The organism is Gracilibacillus oryzae, from assembly GCF_009498735.1.
Lineage (GTDB): Bacteria > Bacillota > Bacilli > Bacillales > Amphibacillaceae > Gracilibacillus > Gracilibacillus oryzae.
Genome location: NZ_ML762431.1, coordinates 101,630 through 122,695, shown reverse-complemented (window position 1 = coordinate 122,695; position 21,066 = coordinate 101,630). Strand labels below are relative to the sequence as shown.

Annotated in this window: 24 protein-coding genes and 1 pseudogene; 20 read left to right on the top strand and 5 right to left on the bottom strand. The window is 34.9% G+C overall.

What is annotated here, in order from left to right; genetic code table 11:
* Window positions 1-40: 40 nt before the first annotated feature.
* The 16 genes and pseudogenes from F9U64_RS12055 (at window position 41) to F9U64_RS11980 (ending at window position 13,018) form a co-directional block, all read left to right on the top strand.
* Window positions 41-547, top strand: a complete 507-nt coding sequence (locus F9U64_RS12055) for a hypothetical protein (protein WP_153403721.1) — start codon at window positions 41-43, stop codon at window positions 545-547.
* A gap of 144 nt (window positions 548-691) precedes the next feature.
* A complete protein-coding gene (locus F9U64_RS12050; RefSeq protein ID WP_194287361.1) occupies window positions 692-1,621 on the top strand; it encodes a GNAT family N-acetyltransferase in 930 nt (309 codons plus the stop codon).
* A gap of 73 nt (window positions 1,622-1,694) precedes the next feature.
* A complete protein-coding gene (locus F9U64_RS12045; protein ID WP_153403718.1) occupies window positions 1,695-2,696 on the top strand; it encodes an aminoglycoside phosphotransferase family protein in 1,002 nt (333 codons plus the stop codon).
* 105 nt (window positions 2,697-2,801) lie between these two features.
* Window positions 2,802-3,316: pseudogene (locus tag F9U64_RS12040) on the top strand (GrpB family protein).
* Window positions 3,317-3,444: 128 nt separating this feature from the next.
* The gene (locus F9U64_RS12035) at window positions 3,445-3,888 is read left to right on the top strand and encodes a hypothetical protein (protein WP_153403716.1); all 444 of its coding nucleotides are present in this window, start codon (window positions 3,445-3,447) and stop codon (window positions 3,886-3,888) included.
* Between the two features lie 30 nt (window positions 3,889-3,918).
* Window positions 3,919-4,536, top strand: a complete 618-nt coding sequence (locus F9U64_RS12030; protein WP_153403714.1) for a chorismate mutase family protein — start codon at window positions 3,919-3,921, stop codon at window positions 4,534-4,536.
* 165 nt (window positions 4,537-4,701) lie between these two features.
* Complete coding sequence (locus tag F9U64_RS12025) at window positions 4,702-4,812, top strand: NUDIX hydrolase (protein WP_194287360.1); 111 nt, start codon at window positions 4,702-4,704, stop codon at window positions 4,810-4,812.
* Between the two features lie 485 nt (window positions 4,813-5,297).
* A complete protein-coding gene (locus tag F9U64_RS12020) occupies window positions 5,298-5,498 on the top strand; it encodes a hypothetical protein (RefSeq protein WP_058950415.1) in 201 nt (66 codons plus the stop codon).
* Window positions 5,499-5,842: 344 nt separating this feature from the next.
* Complete coding sequence (locus tag F9U64_RS12015; RefSeq protein ID WP_153403712.1) at window positions 5,843-7,696, top strand: heavy metal translocating P-type ATPase; 1,854 nt, start codon at window positions 5,843-5,845, stop codon at window positions 7,694-7,696.
* A 192-nt stretch (window positions 7,697-7,888) separates the two neighbouring features.
* Entirely contained in the window at window positions 7,889-8,122 is a 234-nt protein-coding gene (locus F9U64_RS12010; RefSeq protein WP_026907430.1) for a heavy-metal-associated domain-containing protein, read from the top strand.
* A 33-nt stretch (window positions 8,123-8,155) separates the two neighbouring features.
* The gene (locus F9U64_RS12005; protein ID WP_153403710.1) at window positions 8,156-8,455 is read left to right on the top strand and encodes an iron-sulfur cluster repair di-iron protein, ric; all 300 of its coding nucleotides are present in this window, start codon (window positions 8,156-8,158) and stop codon (window positions 8,453-8,455) included.
* 65 nt (window positions 8,456-8,520) lie between these two features.
* Window positions 8,521-8,754, top strand: a complete 234-nt coding sequence (locus tag F9U64_RS12000) for a heavy-metal-associated domain-containing protein (RefSeq protein WP_153403708.1) — start codon at window positions 8,521-8,523, stop codon at window positions 8,752-8,754.
* Between the two features lie 64 nt (window positions 8,755-8,818).
* On the top strand, window positions 8,819-9,526 hold the full coding sequence (locus tag F9U64_RS11995) for a Crp/Fnr family transcriptional regulator (RefSeq protein WP_153403706.1): 708 nt from the start codon (window positions 8,819-8,821) through the stop codon (window positions 9,524-9,526).
* 1,692 nt (window positions 9,527-11,218) lie between these two features.
* Window positions 11,219-11,638: a MerR family transcriptional regulator gene (locus F9U64_RS11990; RefSeq protein WP_153403704.1), complete on the top strand. Its 420-nt coding sequence runs from the start codon at window positions 11,219-11,221 to the stop codon at window positions 11,636-11,638.
* Window positions 11,639-11,727: 89 nt separating this feature from the next.
* Window positions 11,728-12,135: a cupin domain-containing protein gene (locus F9U64_RS11985; protein WP_153403702.1), complete on the top strand. Its 408-nt coding sequence runs from the start codon at window positions 11,728-11,730 to the stop codon at window positions 12,133-12,135.
* 16 nt (window positions 12,136-12,151) lie between these two features.
* The gene (locus F9U64_RS11980) at window positions 12,152-13,018 is read left to right on the top strand and encodes an aldo/keto reductase (RefSeq protein WP_194287359.1); all 867 of its coding nucleotides are present in this window, start codon (window positions 12,152-12,154) and stop codon (window positions 13,016-13,018) included.
* Between the two features lie 339 nt (window positions 13,019-13,357).
* Here the strand turns inward: F9U64_RS11980 and tatC are convergent, their stop codons facing one another.
* From tatC to F9U64_RS11955, 5 genes are all read right to left on the bottom strand, one after another.
* Window positions 13,358-14,086: a twin-arginine translocase subunit TatC gene (gene tatC, locus F9U64_RS11975; RefSeq protein ID WP_153403701.1), complete on the bottom strand. Its 729-nt coding sequence runs from the start codon at window positions 14,084-14,086 to the stop codon at window positions 13,358-13,360.
* A 78-nt stretch (window positions 14,087-14,164) separates the two neighbouring features.
* The gene (gene tatA, locus F9U64_RS11970; RefSeq protein WP_153403699.1) at window positions 14,165-14,365 is read right to left on the bottom strand and encodes a twin-arginine translocase TatA/TatE family subunit; all 201 of its coding nucleotides are present in this window, start codon (window positions 14,363-14,365) and stop codon (window positions 14,165-14,167) included.
* A 15-nt stretch (window positions 14,366-14,380) separates the two neighbouring features.
* Window positions 14,381-14,929, bottom strand: a complete 549-nt coding sequence (locus tag F9U64_RS11965) for a Rid family hydrolase (RefSeq protein ID WP_153403697.1) — start codon at window positions 14,927-14,929, stop codon at window positions 14,381-14,383.
* A 24-nt stretch (window positions 14,930-14,953) separates the two neighbouring features.
* Window positions 14,954-16,579 carry a flavin monoamine oxidase family protein gene (locus F9U64_RS11960; protein ID WP_153403695.1) on the bottom strand — a complete coding sequence of 542 codons (1,626 nt, stop codon included), beginning with the start codon at window positions 16,577-16,579 and terminating at the stop codon, window positions 14,954-14,956.
* 283 nt (window positions 16,580-16,862) lie between these two features.
* On the bottom strand, window positions 16,863-17,288 hold the full coding sequence (locus F9U64_RS11955) for a hypothetical protein (RefSeq protein ID WP_323125844.1): 426 nt from the start codon (window positions 17,286-17,288) through the stop codon (window positions 16,863-16,865).
* Window positions 17,289-17,928: 640 nt separating this feature from the next.
* Between F9U64_RS11955 and F9U64_RS11950 the strand changes: the two genes are divergently transcribed.
* From F9U64_RS11950 to F9U64_RS11935, 4 genes are all read left to right on the top strand, one after another.
* On the top strand, window positions 17,929-18,732 hold the full coding sequence (locus F9U64_RS11950; RefSeq protein WP_153403693.1) for a MerR family transcriptional regulator: 804 nt from the start codon (window positions 17,929-17,931) through the stop codon (window positions 18,730-18,732).
* Window positions 18,733-18,847: 115 nt separating this feature from the next.
* Window positions 18,848-19,615, top strand: a complete 768-nt coding sequence (locus tag F9U64_RS11945; protein ID WP_228275694.1) for a CPBP family intramembrane glutamic endopeptidase — start codon at window positions 18,848-18,850, stop codon at window positions 19,613-19,615.
* Window positions 19,616-19,827: 212 nt separating this feature from the next.
* The gene (locus F9U64_RS11940) at window positions 19,828-20,403 is read left to right on the top strand and encodes a hypothetical protein (RefSeq protein ID WP_153403689.1); all 576 of its coding nucleotides are present in this window, start codon (window positions 19,828-19,830) and stop codon (window positions 20,401-20,403) included.
* 144 nt (window positions 20,404-20,547) lie between these two features.
* The gene (locus F9U64_RS11935) at window positions 20,548-20,913 is read left to right on the top strand and encodes a DUF4180 domain-containing protein (RefSeq protein WP_153403687.1); all 366 of its coding nucleotides are present in this window, start codon (window positions 20,548-20,550) and stop codon (window positions 20,911-20,913) included.
* Window positions 20,914-21,066 lie beyond the last annotated feature (153 nt).

The window sequence follows — 21,066 nt, the reverse complement described above, 5'->3', positions numbered from 1 at the left end:
ACAGTTTAGTGCAGGACTGTTGTTTTAGGAGATGTATTCGATGAAGCAAAGTTATTTTATTCTACAGGCTGATAATTTTAGTGAGTTTCAAATTGCGTTTGGCAAGGTCTTTTGGATGTACGATGATATGATTACAAGTTATGGTGGATTCGGTCATAATATTGATTTTGAGCATATTGAATATGAGAGATTCCTCTTTGCTGATACTGATGCAGAGATGGATATTTATCAAAAACAATTGGAAGTCGTAAAACAAGGTTCATTAGTAGCATTAGGATGTGAAGTGGTTAATCTTCTTGACGAAGAGCATAGAGATGATAGGGTTTATAATTTCATTACAGTTGCATTGTCTCATCCAACAATAGAGGATTTACCATTTGAAAAAGAAGTATTGTTAGCTATGAAGAAAGCTTTAGATGAAGCATTAGATGTTGCTTGGGAAACGCTCCCATATGGCTCGCGACTTGATGATATGTTGAAAGAAGTTTACAAAAGATTTGTATTGCAATACTTCAGGGATATGTTAGGAGAAGGGAAATTATCTTGAAATTATGGGCTTCTTTGAAGAATCTTGTGGATTGTAAATCAAGGAGTTTTCATGCGGCAGCTCTTATTTTGCTAAAGTTGCAGTTTGGTTCAATAAGATAGATTAGTAAAGGCGCCTACTATGAAAGAAAATAGGGGGGATACAATGACTGCAGATGTAGATTTTTCCGTTAGAAGCTACAATGAACAGGACTGGGATTCAGTCGTACAATTATATAAAAAATTGATCAAAAACGAAGAAGATGTGATCTATTGGTGGCCCGGCCCAGAACACACCTGGGAGGATGTACACTGCCTTTTTAACAACAAATCCATGATTGCAAAAGGTCAAGTGCAAGTGATTAATATGATTTCAGAAGATTATCAAGGAGATGCCAACCATTTAATCTATTTAAATATCAAAGTGGATCCTGATTGGGAAAATGATAAAGAGGTTAGGGATATCCTTTACGAACGTTTACTGCAAAGGGCTAAATTGCTTAAGAGTAAACTGCCACCACAGTATCCTGCAAAATTATGTGTGGGTAATTACGCAACTGAAATAAAAGAAAATGCTTATTTCGAATCAAAAGGATTTAAACATTTTGAGAGTCTTTACTGGATGCATATGGAAGCGGATAAAAGCTTGCCCTCATCAAACTTTAAGCTAACCAGTGTAGATATAAAACATTGGGACATAGACACTTGCGAAGAGGAAATAAAATATTTGCAGGCGGAAAATGAAATCTGGCCAGAAAATCCTACGGGGTTGGAGAGACTGCGTGAATATAAGAGTAAGCCATACTGGACTTCCATTACAGCTTTCCATAACGAGGAAATCATCGGCAGTGTGATGGCTTGGAAGGAGACAGATGAGAGTATTGGCACTATAGAAAATGTCTTTGTTAAGCCTGATTGGAGAAAGCGTGGCCTTGCAAGTCATTTAATAATAGAAGGGATTCGCCATTTACAAGACTGCAATCTGAAACAAGTGCAGCTTCTCGTTGAAACGAAAAATGAATCAGCATTAAAACTATATCAATCTATTGGTTTTGAAATTGAAAAAGAGGAAAAGAGATTTTGGATTGATATATAAGGGATTGCTGGCAAATGAAACCGATTTACAAAAAATATCTGGATAGATTCAATGCTAATTGGAGGAATTTATAATGAGCCATATAAAAACCGAAACCCTGACACAGGCTTTAAGCAAAATGCTAGGTGCAGAAATAATCTCCGCAGATTTCCATTCCAAACAGTTACATGGTGGTACAGTGGGTGATGTATCCCTTGTAACGGGAAATGCCCAGAACGCTAAGGGCGTGAAAATACCCTATAAAATTGTTTTAAAAACGCAGAAGAAATGGGAACGCCACAACGATCCTCACTCATGGCGCAGGGAATATGATTTTTATAAATCCAATATTGGAGCCCTGTTTTCTGAAACATTCCATTGGCCTGAATGTTATCACATCGAAATGAACGAAGAAGAAAACGAAACGCAGATATGGATGGAATATATCAACGGCTTATCGGGGGCAGACTTGACTGGTGATATGTATGAACGTGCAGCCGAAGAATTAGGTCGGTTCCAAGGTAAGTTATTTGCCGCACAACCAGCTTTTTTACAGGAATTGACCAACCTAAGCAATGTGGATTATATGAAGAACTTTTATTTCCATTATCGTTCTTGGAAAAGAGTGTACGATTTTATACGCTCCGACGATTGCGAAATTCCGAAACACATTTGTAAAATGCTAATTGATATTGATGAAAGTGCAGAAGAAATAATCAATCGTATCGAAAAGCTGCCCATCGTATTGTGCCACAGGGATTTTTGGGTGGAAAACATAATCCATTCGGACGGTAAAACCATTCTCATCGACTGGGATACCGCTGGCTGGGGCTATTTAGGTGAAGATTTGGCAAGCCTTATCGCGGACGAAGCAGATATGGAACATATGGTTGACTACTACAATAGATGTGTCCCTGCGTATTACAAGGGTTTTTCAGAATCTGCGGATACAACACACATAACAGATAACTGTGTTTACGAGATGATTTTATTAATGTTCGGGTACAGACTTGTGGAGTGGTATATGGATGCAGCGGATGATGAAAAAATGCTTCACATCAATACTCTAAGAAAAATCTATGAGATGAGGCATTAACAATGATTGATAACTTGTGATACTTATTACAGGGATCCGGGCGTGAGAAACTTCGATAATACTAGCACTTATTTCTTATTATGGTTAGAGAAAGGAGGGTGAACATTGAGAAAGGTTGAAGTGTGTTCATATAGTGAAAAATGGCCTGCAATGTTTTTAGAAGAAGTTAAAAAACTTAAACACATTTACGGGAATGAAATTATAGATATTCATCATATTGGTAGTACATCAATACCAGGGCTAAAAGCTAAACCAATAATAGATATAATGCCTGTTGTTAAAGACATTAACTATGTTGATAAATATAATCAGGAGATGCAAGAAATGGAGTATGAACCCAAAGGTGAGAACGGGATACCTGGGCGAAGATACTTTCAAAAGGGAGGTGACAATCGCTCTCATCATATTCATATATATCAGGTTGGAAGTAATGAAAAAATACGACATCTGGCTTTTCGAGATACTTGCGAAGTCATCCGGATGTTAAGACGAGTTATGGTGAGTTAAAAGAGAGGTTGGCACTACAGTTTCCTTATGATATGGAATCATACATAAATGGTAAGGATAGCCTTGTTAGAGAAATAGAAATAAAAGCATTGAACTGGTATAAAAATAGCTGAAATAACAACTGTTTAGAATGATAATAATTGCTAATTCCTATTGAACTAACAGTACAGGTTAAACCAATAATTAGGTGCGTAATAATAATCACATAATACTGAATAGTTTAGAGAGGAAGAAAAGATGTATGAATAATAAAAAAGCAATAGAAGAAAGGCTTGATAACATAGAACATGAAATGAAACAGATTGACAGATTAGATAGAGAGACGTATAAATTGACTGAAAAACTAAGTAGAGTAATGAAATTATTAGTTGATATTGTAGAAGGTGACAAAGGTGTAAATAGATATGATATAGATTATATCTTTATAAAATTAGATATTGATGCATTAAAGTATCATAAAGTTCCCTTGTTAGTTAGTAGGACGGAGATAAATTATAGAAAAACGGGTAAATTTCCGACTCTTTTGGAGTTTCATCAGTCTGTAATTAGCGAATTGTCTCTTTCTGAAGAAGAAGAACAATATTTTCCAATAGAAGTAACTGTTAGCTTTTTAGAAAAATTTACAAACGATGAATTTCTTAATGAATATCATCCTGTGTGTAAAGAAATTCTTTTAAAAGGATAGTCAAATTGACTATATACTGGAGGGAAAAATATGAACCAAATGCCATTCGAACCACCTGTCGATCACTATGAAGAACAATTGGAATCAATAGATGAACAAATATGTAAATTAATAAAGCAGCGGAAGGAACTATCAGACAACAACCCTGGTTTTCCAACAAAGGAACTGATGTCCCGTTGGGCAACAAAATATAACCTTTATGAAGACTTTGTAAAAAGTGTATTCTCCCATTTATTGGATGAAGAAATGTATAAACCTGTTGTCGAACCAAAAGGATTTCAAAAGAATGTACCAGTATTAAAATCCTTCGAAAAGGATAGTGTTTTTTATTCGGTCACTTTTGTACGTCAATTTGAAAATGCAAGTGTGGTTCATTTTACAATTGATCAAGAGGATTTTGATGGCGAAATGGACATAAGGAAGAAAAGACCTAGTTTGTTTTATCTTTCTGTGGAAGGTGAAGGTGCTGTTGAATATGACTGTCGAAATAATTTTGGCGGGGGATCAGTGGGGCACCAGTCATTTACTTTCACAGTTTCACCAGCCTTACCTGACGATCTTTCCAATATAAAACTAATATTCAAAGAATACATAATACCACTCAAAAAAACATCAGGCTTTGAATTTGTTATTCAAATGGACAACTGATTTTAGTTTTTAAATTAGGTGAGTAGAATGATGAGGCCATACAAAACAAGTTTTTTACAGATAGTATCGTGTTTGTTGATGATTTTACTATCAAAGATGTACATTCCTATTTTTGGATAATGTCCAGGTGGATTAATAATGTAAAACTAAGAGCTGGAGGGAAACTTGGCTGGAGGTATTATTGATTCAGGAGAAACACCTAGGGAATGTGCTGTAAGAGAATTATTTGAGGAAACAAATCAATCTGTTAAAAGCTTATCCTTGTTAGCCTGTTGAATTAATAATATTCAAGCAGTTTTTCGTCGATTTCATCCATATAACCAATATTGCTTTTTCTTATTTAAAAGAGCTGAAATATATATTGAGTATTCATTTAAATGCATATTTTTCTTTCTATAAGTTACACTTCTAGTTTTAATCCTATAGTTGTGACCGCTTGAAAGAGTTGACACAGTTTTTGTTTGTTAAGATGAAACACTTTTTTCCAATTTAGACTTCCATTTTTTAAGATAAAGCGTGTATGATGGTCTTAACGATAATTAAACCAATATTCGTTTTTGCATTAGCGATGCTCAGAAAAAGTGTATATACACTAATAATTATACACGTTAACGGAGTTTTACTTGTTGCACTAACGTGGCAGTTTAGTGGAAGAGTCCATATTGAACTTTGTTCAGCAAACGGGCCAGATTGTGGAGGAGTTGATACTAAATCTAAATTAGATTAAGGGGCAAAAGACTTTAAAACGAGGAGAGGATATTATGGCGAAAAAGATACACGTATACAACATTACAGTATCAACTGGAGAGCAGTTTAAAAATGTAAGAATCGAAGGGTCAATTAGCAGTAGATACTCAGGTATTACAACGGATTTTATTCCTGTAGAAAATGAAGATGGTCAAACGGTTGAATTAACGAAATATCAAATAGTTAAAGCGGAATTAATAAATATCGAAGAATAAGATAGCTTTTGTTCACAAATCGGGCAGTTTAGTTGAGGAAGAAAAATTAAATATTAAGATAAAAACGCTCAGAATATTTTCCGAGCGTTTTAGTTTGCTGTTTATAATGCTTTTCTAAAGCCTGCTGAATAAAGAATGTACAATATAATGAATTTTTGTGATTGTATGTTCGATAATATATAAGAGTTATTCCGTAAAACAGTTGGTTTTGTTATGCTGTTCTTTTATAATTTTTCACTTTTACAATAGAACTTGATTCGAATCAATTTTTATTTCATAGAAACATCCTATACTAGAGTCATCAACAAGGAATACAAATGAAAATGAAATTGGAGGGAATCAACATGCAAAGATATATATTAAGTAAAAAGAATTCCATTACACTGATCAGTGCAATTTTGATTGCACTTGCATTCTTCGGACGATTTTCCTTAGACAACATGGCCATTTTCAATTGGTCGCTCATCATTGCATCCATTCTTGGTGTAGCACCAATTGCAATCCAAGCCTATCAGGCATTAAAAGTAAAAGTTGTCAGTATTGATGTTTTAGTTACCATTGCAGTTATTGGGGCAGTATTGATTCAAAATTATGAGGAATCAGCCATCGTTACTTTCTTATTCTTATTTGGTTCTTACTTGGAGCAACGTACCTTGAACAAAACACGTTCTGCCATTAAAGAATTAACAGAGCTGGCACCAGAAAGTGCTTTAAAGCAAATGGAAAACGGAGAATTTGAAGAAGTAGATGTCGATGATGTAGACGAAGGTGATATTTTATTAGTTAAAACGGGTGCAAAAGTTCCGGTAGATGGAACAGTGTTAATTGGTGAAGGTCACATTAATGAAGCAAGTATTACTGGAGAATCTCTACCTGTAAGTAAAAAGGTTGATTCTGAAGTATTTGCAGGATCTATCTTAGAAAATGGAACGATCCAAATTCGAGCTGATCGTGTTGGAGAAGATACAACATTTGGTAGAATTATCGAATTAGTGGAAGAGGCACAGGATTCCAAATCAGAAGCAGAACGTTTCATTGACCGATTCTCAAAATACTATACACCAGCTGTGTTAGTCCTTGGTTTTATTGTTTGGTTTTTCTCAAAAGATATTGAACTAGCTATCACGATTCTTGTTTTAGGATGTCCAGGTGCATTAGTTATCGGGGTACCTGTATCCAACGTTGCCGGTATCGGAAACGGTGCACGTAATGGTGTCCTCCTAAAAGGTAGTGAAGTTATCAATGACTTTAGCAGATTAGATACTATCGTTTTTGATAAAACAGGAACATTGACAGTAGGAAACCCTGAAGTTGCCGAAAAAGAATTTTACGGAAAAAATACTGAAGAGGTTCTAGGATATTTAGCAAGTGTGGAGCGTGAATCGGACCACCCACTAGCGAAAGCTGTCCTACAGGATATTGGCGAGACAACTTTCTCTACTGTTGAAGAAACCGAAGTCGTTAAAGGTGGCGGAATTGTAGCAAAAATAGGTGTTCATCGTATAGCCGTTGGTAACGTAGCTTTAATGGAAAAGGAAAATGTGAAATTAAGCGAAAAAGCTAAAAAAGACGTCGAACGCTTTGAGAAAAATGGGAATTCTCTTGTGTTAACTGCGGTCGACGGAGAATTAAACGTTCTGATGGGTATTCGGGATCAAATCCGTCCAGGTGTTAAAAAAGATCTTCAAAAACTGAAAAAACTAGGGGTCAAAAACCTTGTCGTTCTTTCTGGGGACAACCAAGGAACCGTAGATTTAGTTGCTCGAGAACTTGGGTTAACAGAAGCACATGGTCATATGCTACCGGAAGGAAAATCTGCTTATATCGAAAAAATGCAAGCAGAAGGCGGGATCATTGCCTTTGTCGGTGACGGAGTGAATGATAGTCCTTCACTAGCCTTAGCAGATATCGGAATCGCCATGGGAAGTGGAACAGATGTTGCAATTGAAACATCAGATGTTGTTTTAATGAATTCTGACTTTAGTCGTTTACCACACGCATTAGGCTTAACAAAATCAACTTCAAGAAACATGAAACAGAACATTACCATAGCAGTTGGTGTGGTATTAGTCTTACTTGCCAGCCTACTATTTAGTGAATGGATGAATATGTCAATCGGGATGTTGGTTCACGAAGCAAGTATCTTAGTAGTCATCTTGAATGGTATGAGATTGCTTCGATACCGTTTGAGAGAATAATTTTAATAGAAACCAGTCTTGATGAATGATAAAGGGGAAGTATTCAGGTAGGAAGAACAAAATACTCCCCTACTTTTTCTTAAAACTTGATTTGCATCAATTTCATTTCGTTGAACCTGAACTATACTTAAATTGTAAAGAAGAAGAGGGAAAACAAAAAAATCAAAGATAAGATGAAAGGAGAAATAATTCATGCAAAAAGCAGTTATTCAATTAGAAACATTATCTTGTCCATCTTGTATGCAAAAGATTGAAAATGCGGTGAAAGGATTAAACGGGGTTAATCAAGATAGCTTAAAAGTATTATTTAATGCCAGTAAAGTAAAAGTAGATTTTGATTCAGAAACGATCACCATTAACGATATCGAAAAAGCCATTGAAGACTTAGGATATCCAGTCGTCAAATCAAAAGTAAAATCTGCCTAAGACCAAAAAATCACAAGAAAGAGGGAACGAATAATGTCTGAACAAACATTTAACGAAGTAGTAAACAACCATTTTGAAAAACTGGATTTATACACCACTGCAATTACACGGGCCCATGGTAAGAATCACCCAGAAGCCTTTGAAGTACGTGAATTGTTTGAAACAATTAGTGGAAAAGTAAAAGACGCAGGTACGAACAAACCTGACTTAGATGCTGAATTTGCTCAATTACGAAAAATCACAGACAACTACACCATTCCTGGAGATGTATGTGAAACGTATGCAGGCACATTCGAGATGTTATCAGAAGTAGATAAAGCATATCAGGCTTAAAGTAACTCAAAAACAAAAGAATAAATTGGTTTACGGTCGTTAAAAAATGAAGGGGGAAATGATTTATGCAAAAAGCAACGATTCAATTAGAAACCTTATCTTGCCCATCTTGTCTCCAAAAGATTGAAAATGCGGTGAAAGGAATAAACGGTGTGAATCAAGATAGCTTGAAAGTAATGTTAAATGCTAGTAAAGTAAAAGTAGATTTTGATTCAGAAGCAGTCGCTATTAACGATATCGAAAAGGCAATTGAAGACTTAGGATATCCTGTTGTCAAATCAAAGGTAAAACCTGCTTAATCGAGTGAATAGAAAGGAAGCCTAAGATGCCCTCTTAGGCTTTTTATAAAAGGGAGAGGTTATTTTGGAACAAAACCAATGTTGTCATCACCAACATGGACATGCAGAATGTATTCGTATCGTTCCCATTTTCAACCATCTGGAAGACTCACAAATGGATTTGATTGCGGAATCTGCCAAGACACTTCATCTGCAAAAAGGGGAAATGTTATTCCGTGCAGATGAGGAAGATGATACCTTATATATTATCAATTCAGGTAAGGCTCGGATTTACCGCTTATCGGATTCTGGAAAAGAACAACTTGTTCGCATTTTAAATCCTGGTGATTTTACAGGTGAAGTCGCCATTTTCCAACCTGGAAGTATTCATGAGAATTATGCGGAAGCACTACAAAATACATCCATTTGTTTAATTAAACGAGAGGATTTACAGAAGTATTTGGTGGAATATCCGCAGATCTCATTAAAAATACTGTCAGAAGTAACGATGCGTTTGAAGGATTCTGAAAAACAAACCACACAAGTAGCGATTGAAAATGTAGAAACCCGCATTATATCCTTTTTAGCTGAGAATGTTGAAAAGGGAAGTGGCAATAGTCCAACGATTATCTTACCAATGTCCAAAAAGGATTTAGCCTCGTATCTTGGTACCACACCAGAAACAATCAGCCGTAAATTTACTACTCTAGATGAACTTGGATTGATTAAACAGTTACCGAAAAAGAAAATTAAAATAATGGATTTAGATCAATTGTTACTTCATACTGAATAAATATAAGCAGAGTAGCGTGCCATCATCTAACGGGTTAAGTTTAATAGTACAAAACATAAAATAACAAACCTTTTAGCAATCCAATTAGCATATAAAATGGATTGCTAATTTTTGTTGGTTTAACAATGTTTATCTACAAAAAAGAAAGAAAAATGGCTCCTTATTTGGCACTTATTTTACCAAGATGACATAAATTTGTGCCAACTTCATTATTTAGCAGAACAACTCCCTAATACCTTAGCTAATTCCTCTGATAAATAGCTAAGGTATTGGCAATTTATGTTAAAATTATAATTTGGATTGTGAATTAGTGTACTTAAAGTAACGGGTGCTTTACTTAAACAAAGAAATAAAAGAAAGAGCTGGAATTATGCAAGTTTTTATACATTACTTGTTGTATAGGCTCTTTTTATTATTTTTTAATACTGCGTGTATGAATTATTCGTCATATAGATCACGGTAGGTTTTAATCAAATTTCCAATTAAATGTGTCATTGTCATTTATTTGAGCAATAACTGTATCATTTTACTTGACGGTCACAATAGTGTTTGAACTTAAATATAAATGTACATTGTCGTCATCCCATACGATTCTTTCAGTTATAGTCAGCTTAATTATGAAAGTTATTAAGAAATAACTTTGTTTTTCTGATAGAGAGAGTATACCGTTAATGGGAATGAACGTTACCTTTTATTAACCTTCTAATGATTTAAATGATATAGCATCTGGATCAATATTGATATCAAAATCGATCTTACCAATTATAAGGCTCCGCAATGTGCTTTTACCACTCCGTTATTACCCGCAAACACGAAAAATATAGGTTTGTGGTTTTGTATTAAGATTCACCATCTTTTTTAGAGGAACAATATCACCATTAGGGAATTCTTTTACGAGTTTACCGTTTTTTTCATATACAATATATGTGTTGTTTGCTTTTGCACTATCCTGGCACGTTGACGAGTCATTTTAGCCCATTTACTGATTGAAAAATAAAACCTGTTTAAACTTCAATCTTGCTCTCCGGAACTACCTAATTGATGAACAAACTCTATTTAATTCCAACCTCTCACGCTTTAACCCTTGCTGAAACCAGCTGCACTATTAACTGCGGAGAATAACTAGTAATTATTATTATGAAGCTATCATTTTATACAACAACAGGTCAGGAATCCGTGGTAAAATTATACATATATTGGATTGAAAGTTAAAAAAGAAAAGATATTTTGGATTAATGAATAAGGGAGATGCCCTGGCAAATGAAGTCTTTAACTGATTTTGAAAAAATATTAAAGAAAGACAAAATTAAAAGCGCCCTTGTTCAGAGGAATAATACGGTGATTTCTCCACGTTCAAGATGTTACATAAAAAATCAGCAAAACATTGATATAGAGACTGTTTGCTTCCTATTCTAATATTACACTCTCCTTTTTAAAGTGTAATGTGATAACTCTTTAAACCTGATATGGTAAAACATAAAAGCGATTTTTCATTAGTTGGTAAAACTTCTGAAAAGTCGCTTTTTTATCGATAAATAAGAGATCTAATTCTTTTCGTTGCAGCAGAATGGCCAAATAGGTATGACGATTTGTTTAAGTATAAAAAAAGTAAATAATGTATTGACTTAGAGTTAACTCTAAGTAATATGATTTATCTATCAATACATTGTCTTTAAAGTGAGGTGATATACGATGAAGTACCGTATTGGTGAGTTATCTAAAGCGATAGGTATTAGTGAGCATACGTTGAGATATTACGAAAAAGAAGGATTGGTTGTACCAGAGCGAAGTGGTAACAATATTCGATATTATACAGAAGAACACAAGTTGTGGGCAGAATTTATCCTGCATATGAAAGAAACGGGTATGTCTTTGGAAGATTTAAAAAGATATACGACGTCATGGGAATTAGGTGAAGCTGGTATTACTGAACTTCTGGAAATTCTTATTAACCACCGTGCTAAAGTAATGGAAAAGCTTGAAACTTATAAAAAGAACCTCGAGTTAGTTAATACAAAAATTGATTTTTACCAAAGCAATTTAGAGAAAAACAAAGCGGCAGACTTATATGAAACATTTGTACAGAAGAAAAGGAACGATGAAGATATCTGAAAAAATATAGATAAACGGCTTGACTCAGGATTGTAGTCCGCCAGTGCAAGTAATTTAATGAGAAAATAAATTATATTGGAGGAGCTAGAATGGTAAAACATGAAGAAGTAAAAGATGGTGTTATTTTTCCAGCGGGAGAAAAAAATGAAGCATTTGCACAATATTTTGTTGGACAAAGTTATCTTAAAGGTCTGGTTTCCGATCCAGCTGTGAATGTTGGTGTGGGCAATGTAACCTTTGAACCAGGATGCAGAAATAACTGGCATATCCATCATGATGGCTATCAAATATTACTGGTAACTGGTGGGGAAGGCTGGTATCAGGAAGAAGGAAAGTCTGCTCAATTCTTGAAAGCGGGTGATGTTATTGTAACTCATGATGGTGTAAAACACTGGCATGGTGCTGCAAAAGACAGCTGGTTTGAACATATTGCAATCACTGCAGGTACACCGGAGTGGTTAGAACCTGTCGATGATGAAACCTATAATAAATTATAAAAAGGAGATGTTATCTATGATTTTAAAAGAAAATTATACGCTATCAAACGGAATTGAAATACCAAAATTAGGTCTTGGAACATGGATGATAGAAAATGCAGATGTCGCGCAGGCAGTGGTCGATGCTGTGAAAATTGGCTATCGTCATATAGATACCGCGCAGGCGTATGCTAATGAAAGTGGTGTTGGTGAGGGAATTAGAGCTTGTGGTGTGAACAGAGAGGAGCTGTTTATCACTACAAAACTTGCTGCGGAAGTAAAGTCATATGAAGAAGCCGTTTCAGCTATTGATCAATCACTAGAGGCGATGGGACTTGATTATATTGATATGATGATTATTCACAGTCCACAACCCTGGATGGATTTCGGTGAAGAAGATCGTTTCTTTGAAGGAAACCGTGAAGCATGGAGAGCGCTTGAGGAGGCATACGAAGCAGGAAAACTTCGTGCTATAGGTTTGTCTAATTTCCAACAAGAAGATGTAGATAACATTTTGAGTAGCTGTAAAGTCAAACCAATGGTAAATCAGATTTTGGTTCATATAAGTAATACAACGAAAGAGTTGATTGAATATACTCAAGAACAAGGCATTCTTGTGGAAGCTTATTCACCGATTGCCCACGGGGAATTGTTTAAAAATCAAAAAGTTGTAAACATCGCAGAAAAATACGGAGTTTCTGTACCTCAATTAAGTATTCGTTATGATTTACAGCTTGGTCTTCTTCCGTTGCCTAAAACTGCAAATCCGGAACATATGAAAAATAATGCAGAAATGGATTTCATTATTTCAGAAGAGGATATGGAATTCTTGAAAAATGTGGAAACCATCAAAGATTACGGTGAGGCAAGTGTAATGCCGGTATTTGGCGGAAAGTTGAAATAGTAGTTACTGAAATATTTATTATGGAAAACAATCAAAATTATAATTATTAAATATAAATATCTACTTAAATAATACTGTATGTTTCGAAGTTATTAAACAATTGGCGCGATCGCAGTAAATGATTGCGTCTTTTTTTTCGTGCAAATTTCAGACGCAAATCCAAGCACTTCACAGATTGATTTATTGCACAGTAAAACGATACTGTGCAAATTCGGCAATGGTAATCAACATAATGGAAAGAAAAAAAGAGGGCCCTCCTTTTTGGAGGACTTAAATTATCTATAGATAGGTAATTTTGTTGACATACACTCTCTTAAAAGCTCATTATCTGTAAATATATTATGCCAGCATCTCTCCTTCCGTGGCAAGTCTTTTTTTATAAACGACCTTGGATATAAGAATGCTTAACTCATATAAGAGTAGTAAAGGAACAATTACTAATATATCTGAAATAAAATCAGGAGGGGTTATTAAAACAGATATGATAACGAGTGAGAAATAGGAGAGTTTCCTCGCCTTTGCCAATCTAACTGGGTTAAGTACACCTAAGCGGGTTAAAAACATAACTAACAATGGCATCTCAAAAAGGAATCCCAATGGTAAGCTTAAATTCAGCATAAATAGAAAGTACTTATCTGCTGTAAACATGGTATTAAATTGACCGGCAGAAATGGTGAGTAAAAATTCCAATACAATGGGAAACAATACGAAATAGCCAAAGCTGATTCCAAAGATAAACAAGATAAATAAACCAGGGATAAAACCTAATGTCAGCTTGCTTTCTTCTTTTGTTAATGCTGGAGTGATAAACTTCCAAATTTGATAGGCTATTATAGGAATAGTAGCAGCTATTGCAAAGACACCGGCAATCATCATATAGACCCATAAAATATCACTAGGTCCTAAAACAGATAACTTACCGTTAAAGTCCCTGATGAGCCAGTTATAGATATCCTGGACAAAGATAAATGAAGTGATAAAAAAGACGACAAAGGCTAACAATACGATAATAATTCGTTTATGCAATTCCTCCAGGTGTCCGATAAGGTTTAATTCTTTTTTCTCCATAGTAAACGCCTCCTATTAAAAAAAGAAGTAGACGAGTTGCCCCATCTACTTTGTTAACATACTTTTATTGATACACGTTCAACTCTCGCTTTTCTTTTCATTTTTCACCTTAGTCTCCTCATTTCCGCTATCTGCTATCAATTCTTTAGTAGCATTTTTAAATTCAAATAGAGTGTTTCCAAATGCCCGGCCAATAGCAGGTAATTTGGATGGTCCAAAAATGACTAGTGCAATTATCAAAATTAAAATTAACCCAGGAACGCCAACACTTTGCAACATACTATCACTCCTTTATTAATTGTCTTTTAATTGCCACTTTTTATAAGCTACTTCAGCTTCAATCTCAATTAAGAAATCTGGACTAACTAAACTTTCTACACCTACCGTGGAACGTGCTGTCTTAGTAGGGTTTTCTTCTGTATTAAAGAACTGGGCATATGCATTAAACCATCCCGCATAATCTGGTTCATTTCCTTTGTTTGGATCTGGGGCAACATATACACGTAAGTAGACGATATCAGATAAAGAAAGTCCTTTAACTTCCAGATCCTCCTTGAATTTATTAAGTATACCAACAGCTTGTTCTTCCGTATTACCATACTTTTCATAAGTGGTTTTTCCATCCTCATTTAAAAGAGGAGGGACTGTACCGCTATATAATAATCGATGGTAATGATGAGGTATACTAACAGAACTGGATATGGATGAAGTTGGGGTTCCAAAAAACGATATTTTATTGGATTTCATTGCTGCTTTTTCACTTGTCGCCATAGTGGAAAAGCCCGCAAATAAGCAAATACTAAGTACTACAGCAGTAATCAATAGTAGAATAGCTTTTTTCATATATATCACTCCAATTAATAATTTTTAACCTGCCTTGGATGCTACCTTATTCTCTTTCAATACTTCTTCATGAATTCTGCTAACAGCTATTCTTGCTGATTCAAATGCACCAGCCATCCATCCGGTTAAATAACTAAGATGCTCTCCGGCGAGGTGGATCCGCCCTTGTGGTTCATTTAAAATAGGATAATAGTTTTTAAGATCAGAAGCAGAATAGGAAGCCCATCCGCCTTCACTATATTTAGTTTTGTGCCATGCAACAGAGAAAGATTTTTCGAAATCACGATAATACTGAGGATGTATTTTTGATCCTTGGCTTAACGCCTGGGCTTGCCGTTGGTTAAGAGATAGATTTCCATAATCAACAGCATTTTGACCAAAATTATAGTAGCCAATTAATAGACCTTTTTGACTTAAGTAATCATGAGAAGGATACCAGATTTGTGAAATATCCATGTTAGTTGTAGTTATACCCCCAAGAATGCGATCATCTTGTTCCCAGAATCGATTCTTGAACTGGAGACCGATTTTACCAGTTGCTGCATAATTGATACTCTTAATAGCCTGTTTCATAGGCGAGGTAAAATCTGCTGGTATATTTTTTAACACAGAGAGTGGAATAGTACATATGCAATAATCGCCAGAGATCTCTTTTGGCTTGCTGTTCTCTTTAGTTTTGTATGTGATTCGCACGCCATCAGTTGATTGCCTTATCTCTTGTACTTCGGCCCCGAAAGTGATGACCCCAGGCAGCTGTTTTTCAAGTGCTTTAGGAATTTGGTCCATCCCTCCAACCGGCTGGAACATCAGTGGTTGCTGGTTATAGCTATACTCGCCGCTAATATTGTGCATCATCCCTGACTGAAGCAGATCGATAAGATTATAAGGATTATCTAATACTCCGGATTGATGGCCTCCTCCCGGTAATTCACTATAGCCGCGTCGACTTGAACCTTTATAAGTCAAATCAGCTGATAAGCCTCCTTCACCTATAAGAAAAGCCTTTAACCTTTCCATGTCTTCTTTGGAGAGAGGCGTATCTAAGGCTGCCTGATCTGTGGATTTTGCTAGCAGTTCAGATATATAGCCGCGTGTATCTGCTTTTACAGTTCCTTTTCTTATTTTTTGATTAGATAGAGGTCCCGCATTTTCTTGATAGAAATAGGCAAAATCATTTGAATTAGCAAAAACTTCAAGTTTAACTCCTAATTCTTTACAATAATCCATAGTGACATGATGTTGAGGAATACGTGCAGGTCCAGCATTCATATAGACATCTTTATCAAAATGAGCTGTCTGCTTAACCCCCTTGAGCTCAGTTTCTTCTGTCCCATTTCTTACGGTCCAATTCCGGCCGCCGGAACGATCTCTTGCTTCAAGTATTTTGCAATCATATCCAGCTTTCCTTAACTCGTATGCTGCTGCCATTCCAGCAATACCTGCACCTAGTATAATCACTTTTTTTCCATTTTTATTCACTGCCGTTAAATCGCTTTTCTTAGGAGATTGAAATTCTTTGGCACCAACTAAAGAGTGACCTAATAAGCCTAACGACTCCATTGCACCCCATACGGCGATAACGCCACCGACCTTACCTGCCTGATTAATAAAATCTCTTCTTGTCATTTGATTACCTTGTTTACTTTCCATCACATTGCTCCCTTCATCAATTTAGTTAGTCTTGCTGAGTTTATTGTATTGGGTTAATAGGCAGCCGTCTTGCTTTCTGTGAGAAACTGTTACATACATTATTGTTTTGTCGATTAAATGTAATTTTATATGACAAAAGATAGGGGATTTCGACCAGATTTTTGTCATATCTGTTGAAATAAAGAATGTTAAGAAATATAAAGAAGGAGAGGGTAAAGTAAAATATATCTTTCCAGGCAATACTAATACAAAAAAGACACCTCGATATGAAGTGTCTTTCCTATTATCTATTGTAAAGTTCTTTATAAGCGATTACTTTCATTGCAGCAATTTCCTCTTTGGTAAAATTACTTTCCGCTTGTTGTATGAGTTCTTCCTTCGTCATTTGTCCTTGCTGAACTTTGGATTGTATGTCTTGGAGTTCTGAGATCCCTATCTTATTAATGATAACTCTGGTAGCTTCTTCTTTGGTGGTAAACGGTAATTTACTTTCATCAACTGATTCAGCATCAGCTATAAAAGCCTGTAACTCTGGATCACTTTCAATCGTTTGTTTGATCATTTCCATTTCTCCGCTATCGGACAATTCAGTGGATATTACTTCCACCAGTTTATCAGATGCCCATTTGGTACCAAAGTGGTAAACACCATAACCGAGACCCGCCAGAACAATGATTACTATTACAAAATTTCTTAGAAATCTCATCATTTACGCTTCCCCTTTCTAGATTATTATACACTAGCAGGGAGGGAATTTCCTTTTAATATGAATTTTGTTGCTGGAAAATTTGAACTCTCCACTGGTCGAGCTCCGTATACAAGTTGTTATTTCAATGAGTCCTATACTCCGAATTTCAGAAAGGGGTGTGAAGAGCTTCACTTACGGAGAGGTTAGCTGAAGAAGGATTCTGATACTAAATAGGAAATTATGAGTAAATGATTTCCACTTCAAAATATTCAGGAAGATTATATTGAAAAATTTGCATTATGCTATTCGTCTAGAAATTTCACTTCTATATCAAAGGCTTCAATTAACTTTATATGCAGGGGGTTTAAGCAGGCCAGGGTTCTGTAGTAAAATTATACCAAGGCATTACTGAGGAGATAGTAAATGATGAAAGGAATGTATGAATTTATAAGTGAAGCACAATTAAAAAGAGCTTGCTGTACAAGCTGGTGTAAATCTGCAAAAAAATCAATTATTGATCATTCATAGTGATATACAAAAAGCTCCGGTTAATTATCAGTGAGATATACAATCTATTGAATATTGGATTTACTTAAATAGATTCATAATTATAGCCAAGTTTAAAACCATTAATAGCAAACTTTCAGGAGGTTAATAGAATTTGGAAAGGAATACATATAAAACAAGCCAATTATTAGAAATTCTAGGAGTATCAAGAGATGCACTGCGGTATTACGAAGAACAAGGCATTGTAAAACCAGACCAAGATGAATGGAATAATTATCGCAAATATGACAATTTTGATATCTATACATTATTGGTTGCTGATTTTTATAAGAAGAGAAACCTGTCGATAAAAGAGGTTAGAAAATTACAAGAAGGAAGAGCAATGGAAGAACTGGAAACCTTATTAGAAAATAAAGCCGAACAATTAGAAGAAACCATTCGAAATAAACAATACATGCTTCAAAAAATAAAAGAAACGAAAGCTTTTTGCAAGGATTTAAAAGAGCACTTAAACCAGTACACCATCAAGGAACTCCCAGTCTATGAAGTAATGGGAGAGTTCTCCGATTTTTATTCCTTCCTCGAGTATCCAGCCATCCTGGAAAATATGGATATGGTAAAGGACGATATTCTTAGCAAAATCATGAAAAAGTTTACCTTTGATGAAAACGGGCTAATAAATTCAAAAATGTATATTGTTGAGAAGCATGAAACGATCGACAATGAAAAAAGCGGAAGTTATTTATCATATTCCAAATGCATATATACCATTGTTGAGGATGGCAGGTATCGAAACGGAAACAATGATATAAAAGAAACCGTTTTTGCATCTACTTTAGAATGGGGAAAAACACAAGGACATAAACCAAAAGGGGTTGCTTTTGTTAATACTCGTCTTATTACATATCTAGATAAAAAAGAAAGAGCCTTCTTAGAAATTTATATTCCAGTTGAATAAGAGATTATTTATTGACCTGGGGGTAACACCATAGTTTACCTTTATAACCAATGGAACAATTCCAAACTGTTCCATTGGTTTCTTTATATTTAGGAGGGTGACTGGTTTGAATGTTATGGTAAAAAAGTATATTTTATGGACGTATGTTATGTTTTTTGTTTTTCTTCTTGTCATAGGTCTGACGATGTTTCTATTAAAGTCTCAGCCTGTAGCAGAGATACTCATCGTGCTGTCATCATGGACGTCTGCCTTTGTTTTCATAACCATGTTCCGAAAAATTTACCCAAAGGAAGGTCTATGGAATTTTATTAAAAGGCAATTTAGTGAAAGAATCAGAATATCAACGATTTCGTGTATCGTTCTCATTCAATTTTTTATTTTGATCGGGAGTCTTTTCATTATAAATAAATTATGGAATGTGCCTATACATGAACAATTAACAGTTTCCTGGACTTCTTTGCTTATTGTATTTGGTTACAATTTAATCTTAGGACCGCTCGGAGAAGAGCTAGGCTGGCGAGGCTTTGTATTAAATGAATTGCAAAAAGAATATAATCCGCTAAAGTCGGCCATTATCGTTGGATTGGTATGGGGTTTTTGGCATACGCCGTTATGGCTTATGTCAGGATATTCAGGATTACAATTGGTGCAATATATTATCTGTTTTCTGTTTGCCATTGTTGCCGTATCAATCATCATAACCGCATTTTATAACTTGAACCGAAATCTTATCATTCCTATTCTGATCCATCAACTATTCAATTATTCTATGGCTATTCAAGCAGGAGATGTACTAAACGTTCTGACCGTTACCTCTATACTATATTTAATAGTTGCTGGAGTCATAGTCTTAGTAAATTATAAAAATTGTTTATACAGGTAATTGAATGGAATGGCTGCACTAAAGTGGCTGTCTCTTTTTCATTATTGACTAAATACTGTGTAGCAAAGGTTGCCAAAACTGTGAAAAAATGAGCCACAATTCATTATCTTCTGTTATGATTTTAGTATGATGATATGGGACATGTTGAATTTTGTTCGATTAAACATGGCAGTTTAGTGACTGGAATTATGCCTTAACAAGGAGGGATAGATATGGAAAATTCTTTTGAGATGGAGACAGATACATCATTTACTTTAAACTTTTTGATTTATATACAAAATATGTATCTTAATCAAATTCGAAAGAAAGATGAACCAAGATTTCCTTATTTATCAACAAAAGTGGTGTTTAAAGAAGGCTTTGAAATAAAGTATAGGGAACTGTGGAATGAAGTTTCACAAAAGATATTTAGCAGTAATAACGATATGAAAATATTTTATGAAGATAAAGATTTATTTTATCTCAAACTGTTTGAAAATAGTCCGGATAATTTAAAGAGCTTTAATGAAGTCTACAAAGCCTTCAGGGTTTGGTGGGGAAGTTTTGCAGGTCGATTTTCAATGGAAAGGTCTATTGATGAAACAGGTCATACATTATATGTCGATTTGTCGAACTGGTTAATGCAAAGGGGAGAAACACCACAGAAGAGATTACATATTAGTTTAATATATGATGAATGTGTATTGGCTGATACCCCCGTCTCTTCATATCTTGCAGTCATTCCAATAAGAGACTTTTTTATTAACTACAAAGAGCTAGTTCCAAGAATACGAGAGTGTTTTTATTAAGCTAACGGTTGCCTTTCTTGCCGAAATCAGGTCTTTTAAATCCCATAAAAGTGAGTCACAACTGAAATATATATCACAAATTATAACAAAGATCTGTAATTAATTATGATGTAACAATTATATTTACAGAAGTGGAGGACTATTATGAAGATAAATACCGTTAGACAGAATAATATTGAAATTGCTGTAATAAGCACTAGTGAGATAGTAATAAAAGATGTTCAGTCGGCACTCGATTTTATTGCGACAGTAGCGTATGAAACTGGCTGTCACCGTATAATCTTGAATAAATCAGCAATTTGTGAGGACTTTTTTCATTTAAGTACAAAACTTGCAGGGGAAATATTACAAAAGTTTATCAACTATCATGTGAAAGTTGCCATAGTAGGGGACTTTTCTGTTTATTCAAGTAAAAGTTTGAAGGACTTTATCTATGAGAGCAATAAAGGGAAAGATATATTTTTCCTTACAGATGAAAAGCAGGCAATTGAAAAATTAAGTTTAGTTTAATTGTTAGCTTTACTAATGAATATAATCTATCAAATATTGTAAAAATGCTGATTATGCTATTAGCTCTATGACAGACTTTTATGAAGCAATTATGGAAATTGAAAATAATAAGATACATACTATTTAAATACATCTTTGAAGAGATATACTATA

Coding starts and splice junctions, on each gene's coding strand:
- F9U64_RS11985 (WP_153403702.1), top strand. CDS start 11,728: ATGGTAAAACATGAAGAAGTAAAAGATGGTGTTATTTTTCCAGCGGGA.
- F9U64_RS11965 (WP_153403697.1), bottom strand. CDS start 14,929: ATGAAAAAAGCTATTCTACTATTGATTACTGCTGTAGTACTTAGTATT.
- F9U64_RS12045 (WP_153403718.1), top strand. CDS start 1,695: ATGAGCCATATAAAAACCGAAACCCTGACACAGGCTTTAAGCAAAATG.
- F9U64_RS12050 (WP_194287361.1), top strand. CDS start 692: ATGACTGCAGATGTAGATTTTTCCGTTAGAAGCTACAATGAACAGGAC.
- F9U64_RS11955 (WP_323125844.1), bottom strand. CDS start 17,288: ATGATGAGATTTCTAAGAAATTTTGTAATAGTAATCATTGTTCTGGCG.
- F9U64_RS11990 (WP_153403704.1), top strand. CDS start 11,219: ATGAAGTACCGTATTGGTGAGTTATCTAAAGCGATAGGTATTAGTGAG.
- F9U64_RS12035 (WP_153403716.1), top strand. CDS start 3,445: ATGAATAATAAAAAAGCAATAGAAGAAAGGCTTGATAACATAGAACAT.
- F9U64_RS12015 (WP_153403712.1), top strand. CDS start 5,843: ATGCAAAGATATATATTAAGTAAAAAGAATTCCATTACACTGATCAGT.
- tatA (WP_153403699.1), bottom strand. CDS start 14,365: ATGTTGCAAAGTGTTGGCGTTCCTGGGTTAATTTTAATTTTGATAATT.
- tatC (WP_153403701.1), bottom strand. CDS start 14,086: ATGGAGAAAAAAGAATTAAACCTTATCGGACACCTGGAGGAATTGCAT.
- F9U64_RS12030 (WP_153403714.1), top strand. CDS start 3,919: ATGAACCAAATGCCATTCGAACCACCTGTCGATCACTATGAAGAACAA.
- F9U64_RS11935 (WP_153403687.1), top strand. CDS start 20,548: ATGAAGATAAATACCGTTAGACAGAATAATATTGAAATTGCTGTAATA.
- F9U64_RS11945 (WP_228275694.1), top strand. CDS start 18,848: ATGGTAAAAAAGTATATTTTATGGACGTATGTTATGTTTTTTGTTTTT.
- F9U64_RS12010 (WP_026907430.1), top strand. CDS start 7,889: ATGCAAAAAGCAGTTATTCAATTAGAAACATTATCTTGTCCATCTTGT.
- F9U64_RS12005 (WP_153403710.1), top strand. CDS start 8,156: ATGTCTGAACAAACATTTAACGAAGTAGTAAACAACCATTTTGAAAAA.
- F9U64_RS11980 (WP_194287359.1), top strand. CDS start 12,152: ATGATTTTAAAAGAAAATTATACGCTATCAAACGGAATTGAAATACCA.
- F9U64_RS12020 (WP_058950415.1), top strand. CDS start 5,298: ATGGCGAAAAAGATACACGTATACAACATTACAGTATCAACTGGAGAG.
- F9U64_RS11960 (WP_153403695.1), bottom strand. CDS start 16,579: ATGGAAAGTAAACAAGGTAATCAAATGACAAGAAGAGATTTTATTAAT.
- F9U64_RS11940 (WP_153403689.1), top strand. CDS start 19,828: ATGGAAAATTCTTTTGAGATGGAGACAGATACATCATTTACTTTAAAC.
- F9U64_RS12000 (WP_153403708.1), top strand. CDS start 8,521: ATGCAAAAAGCAACGATTCAATTAGAAACCTTATCTTGCCCATCTTGT.
- F9U64_RS12055 (WP_153403721.1), top strand. CDS start 41: ATGAAGCAAAGTTATTTTATTCTACAGGCTGATAATTTTAGTGAGTTT.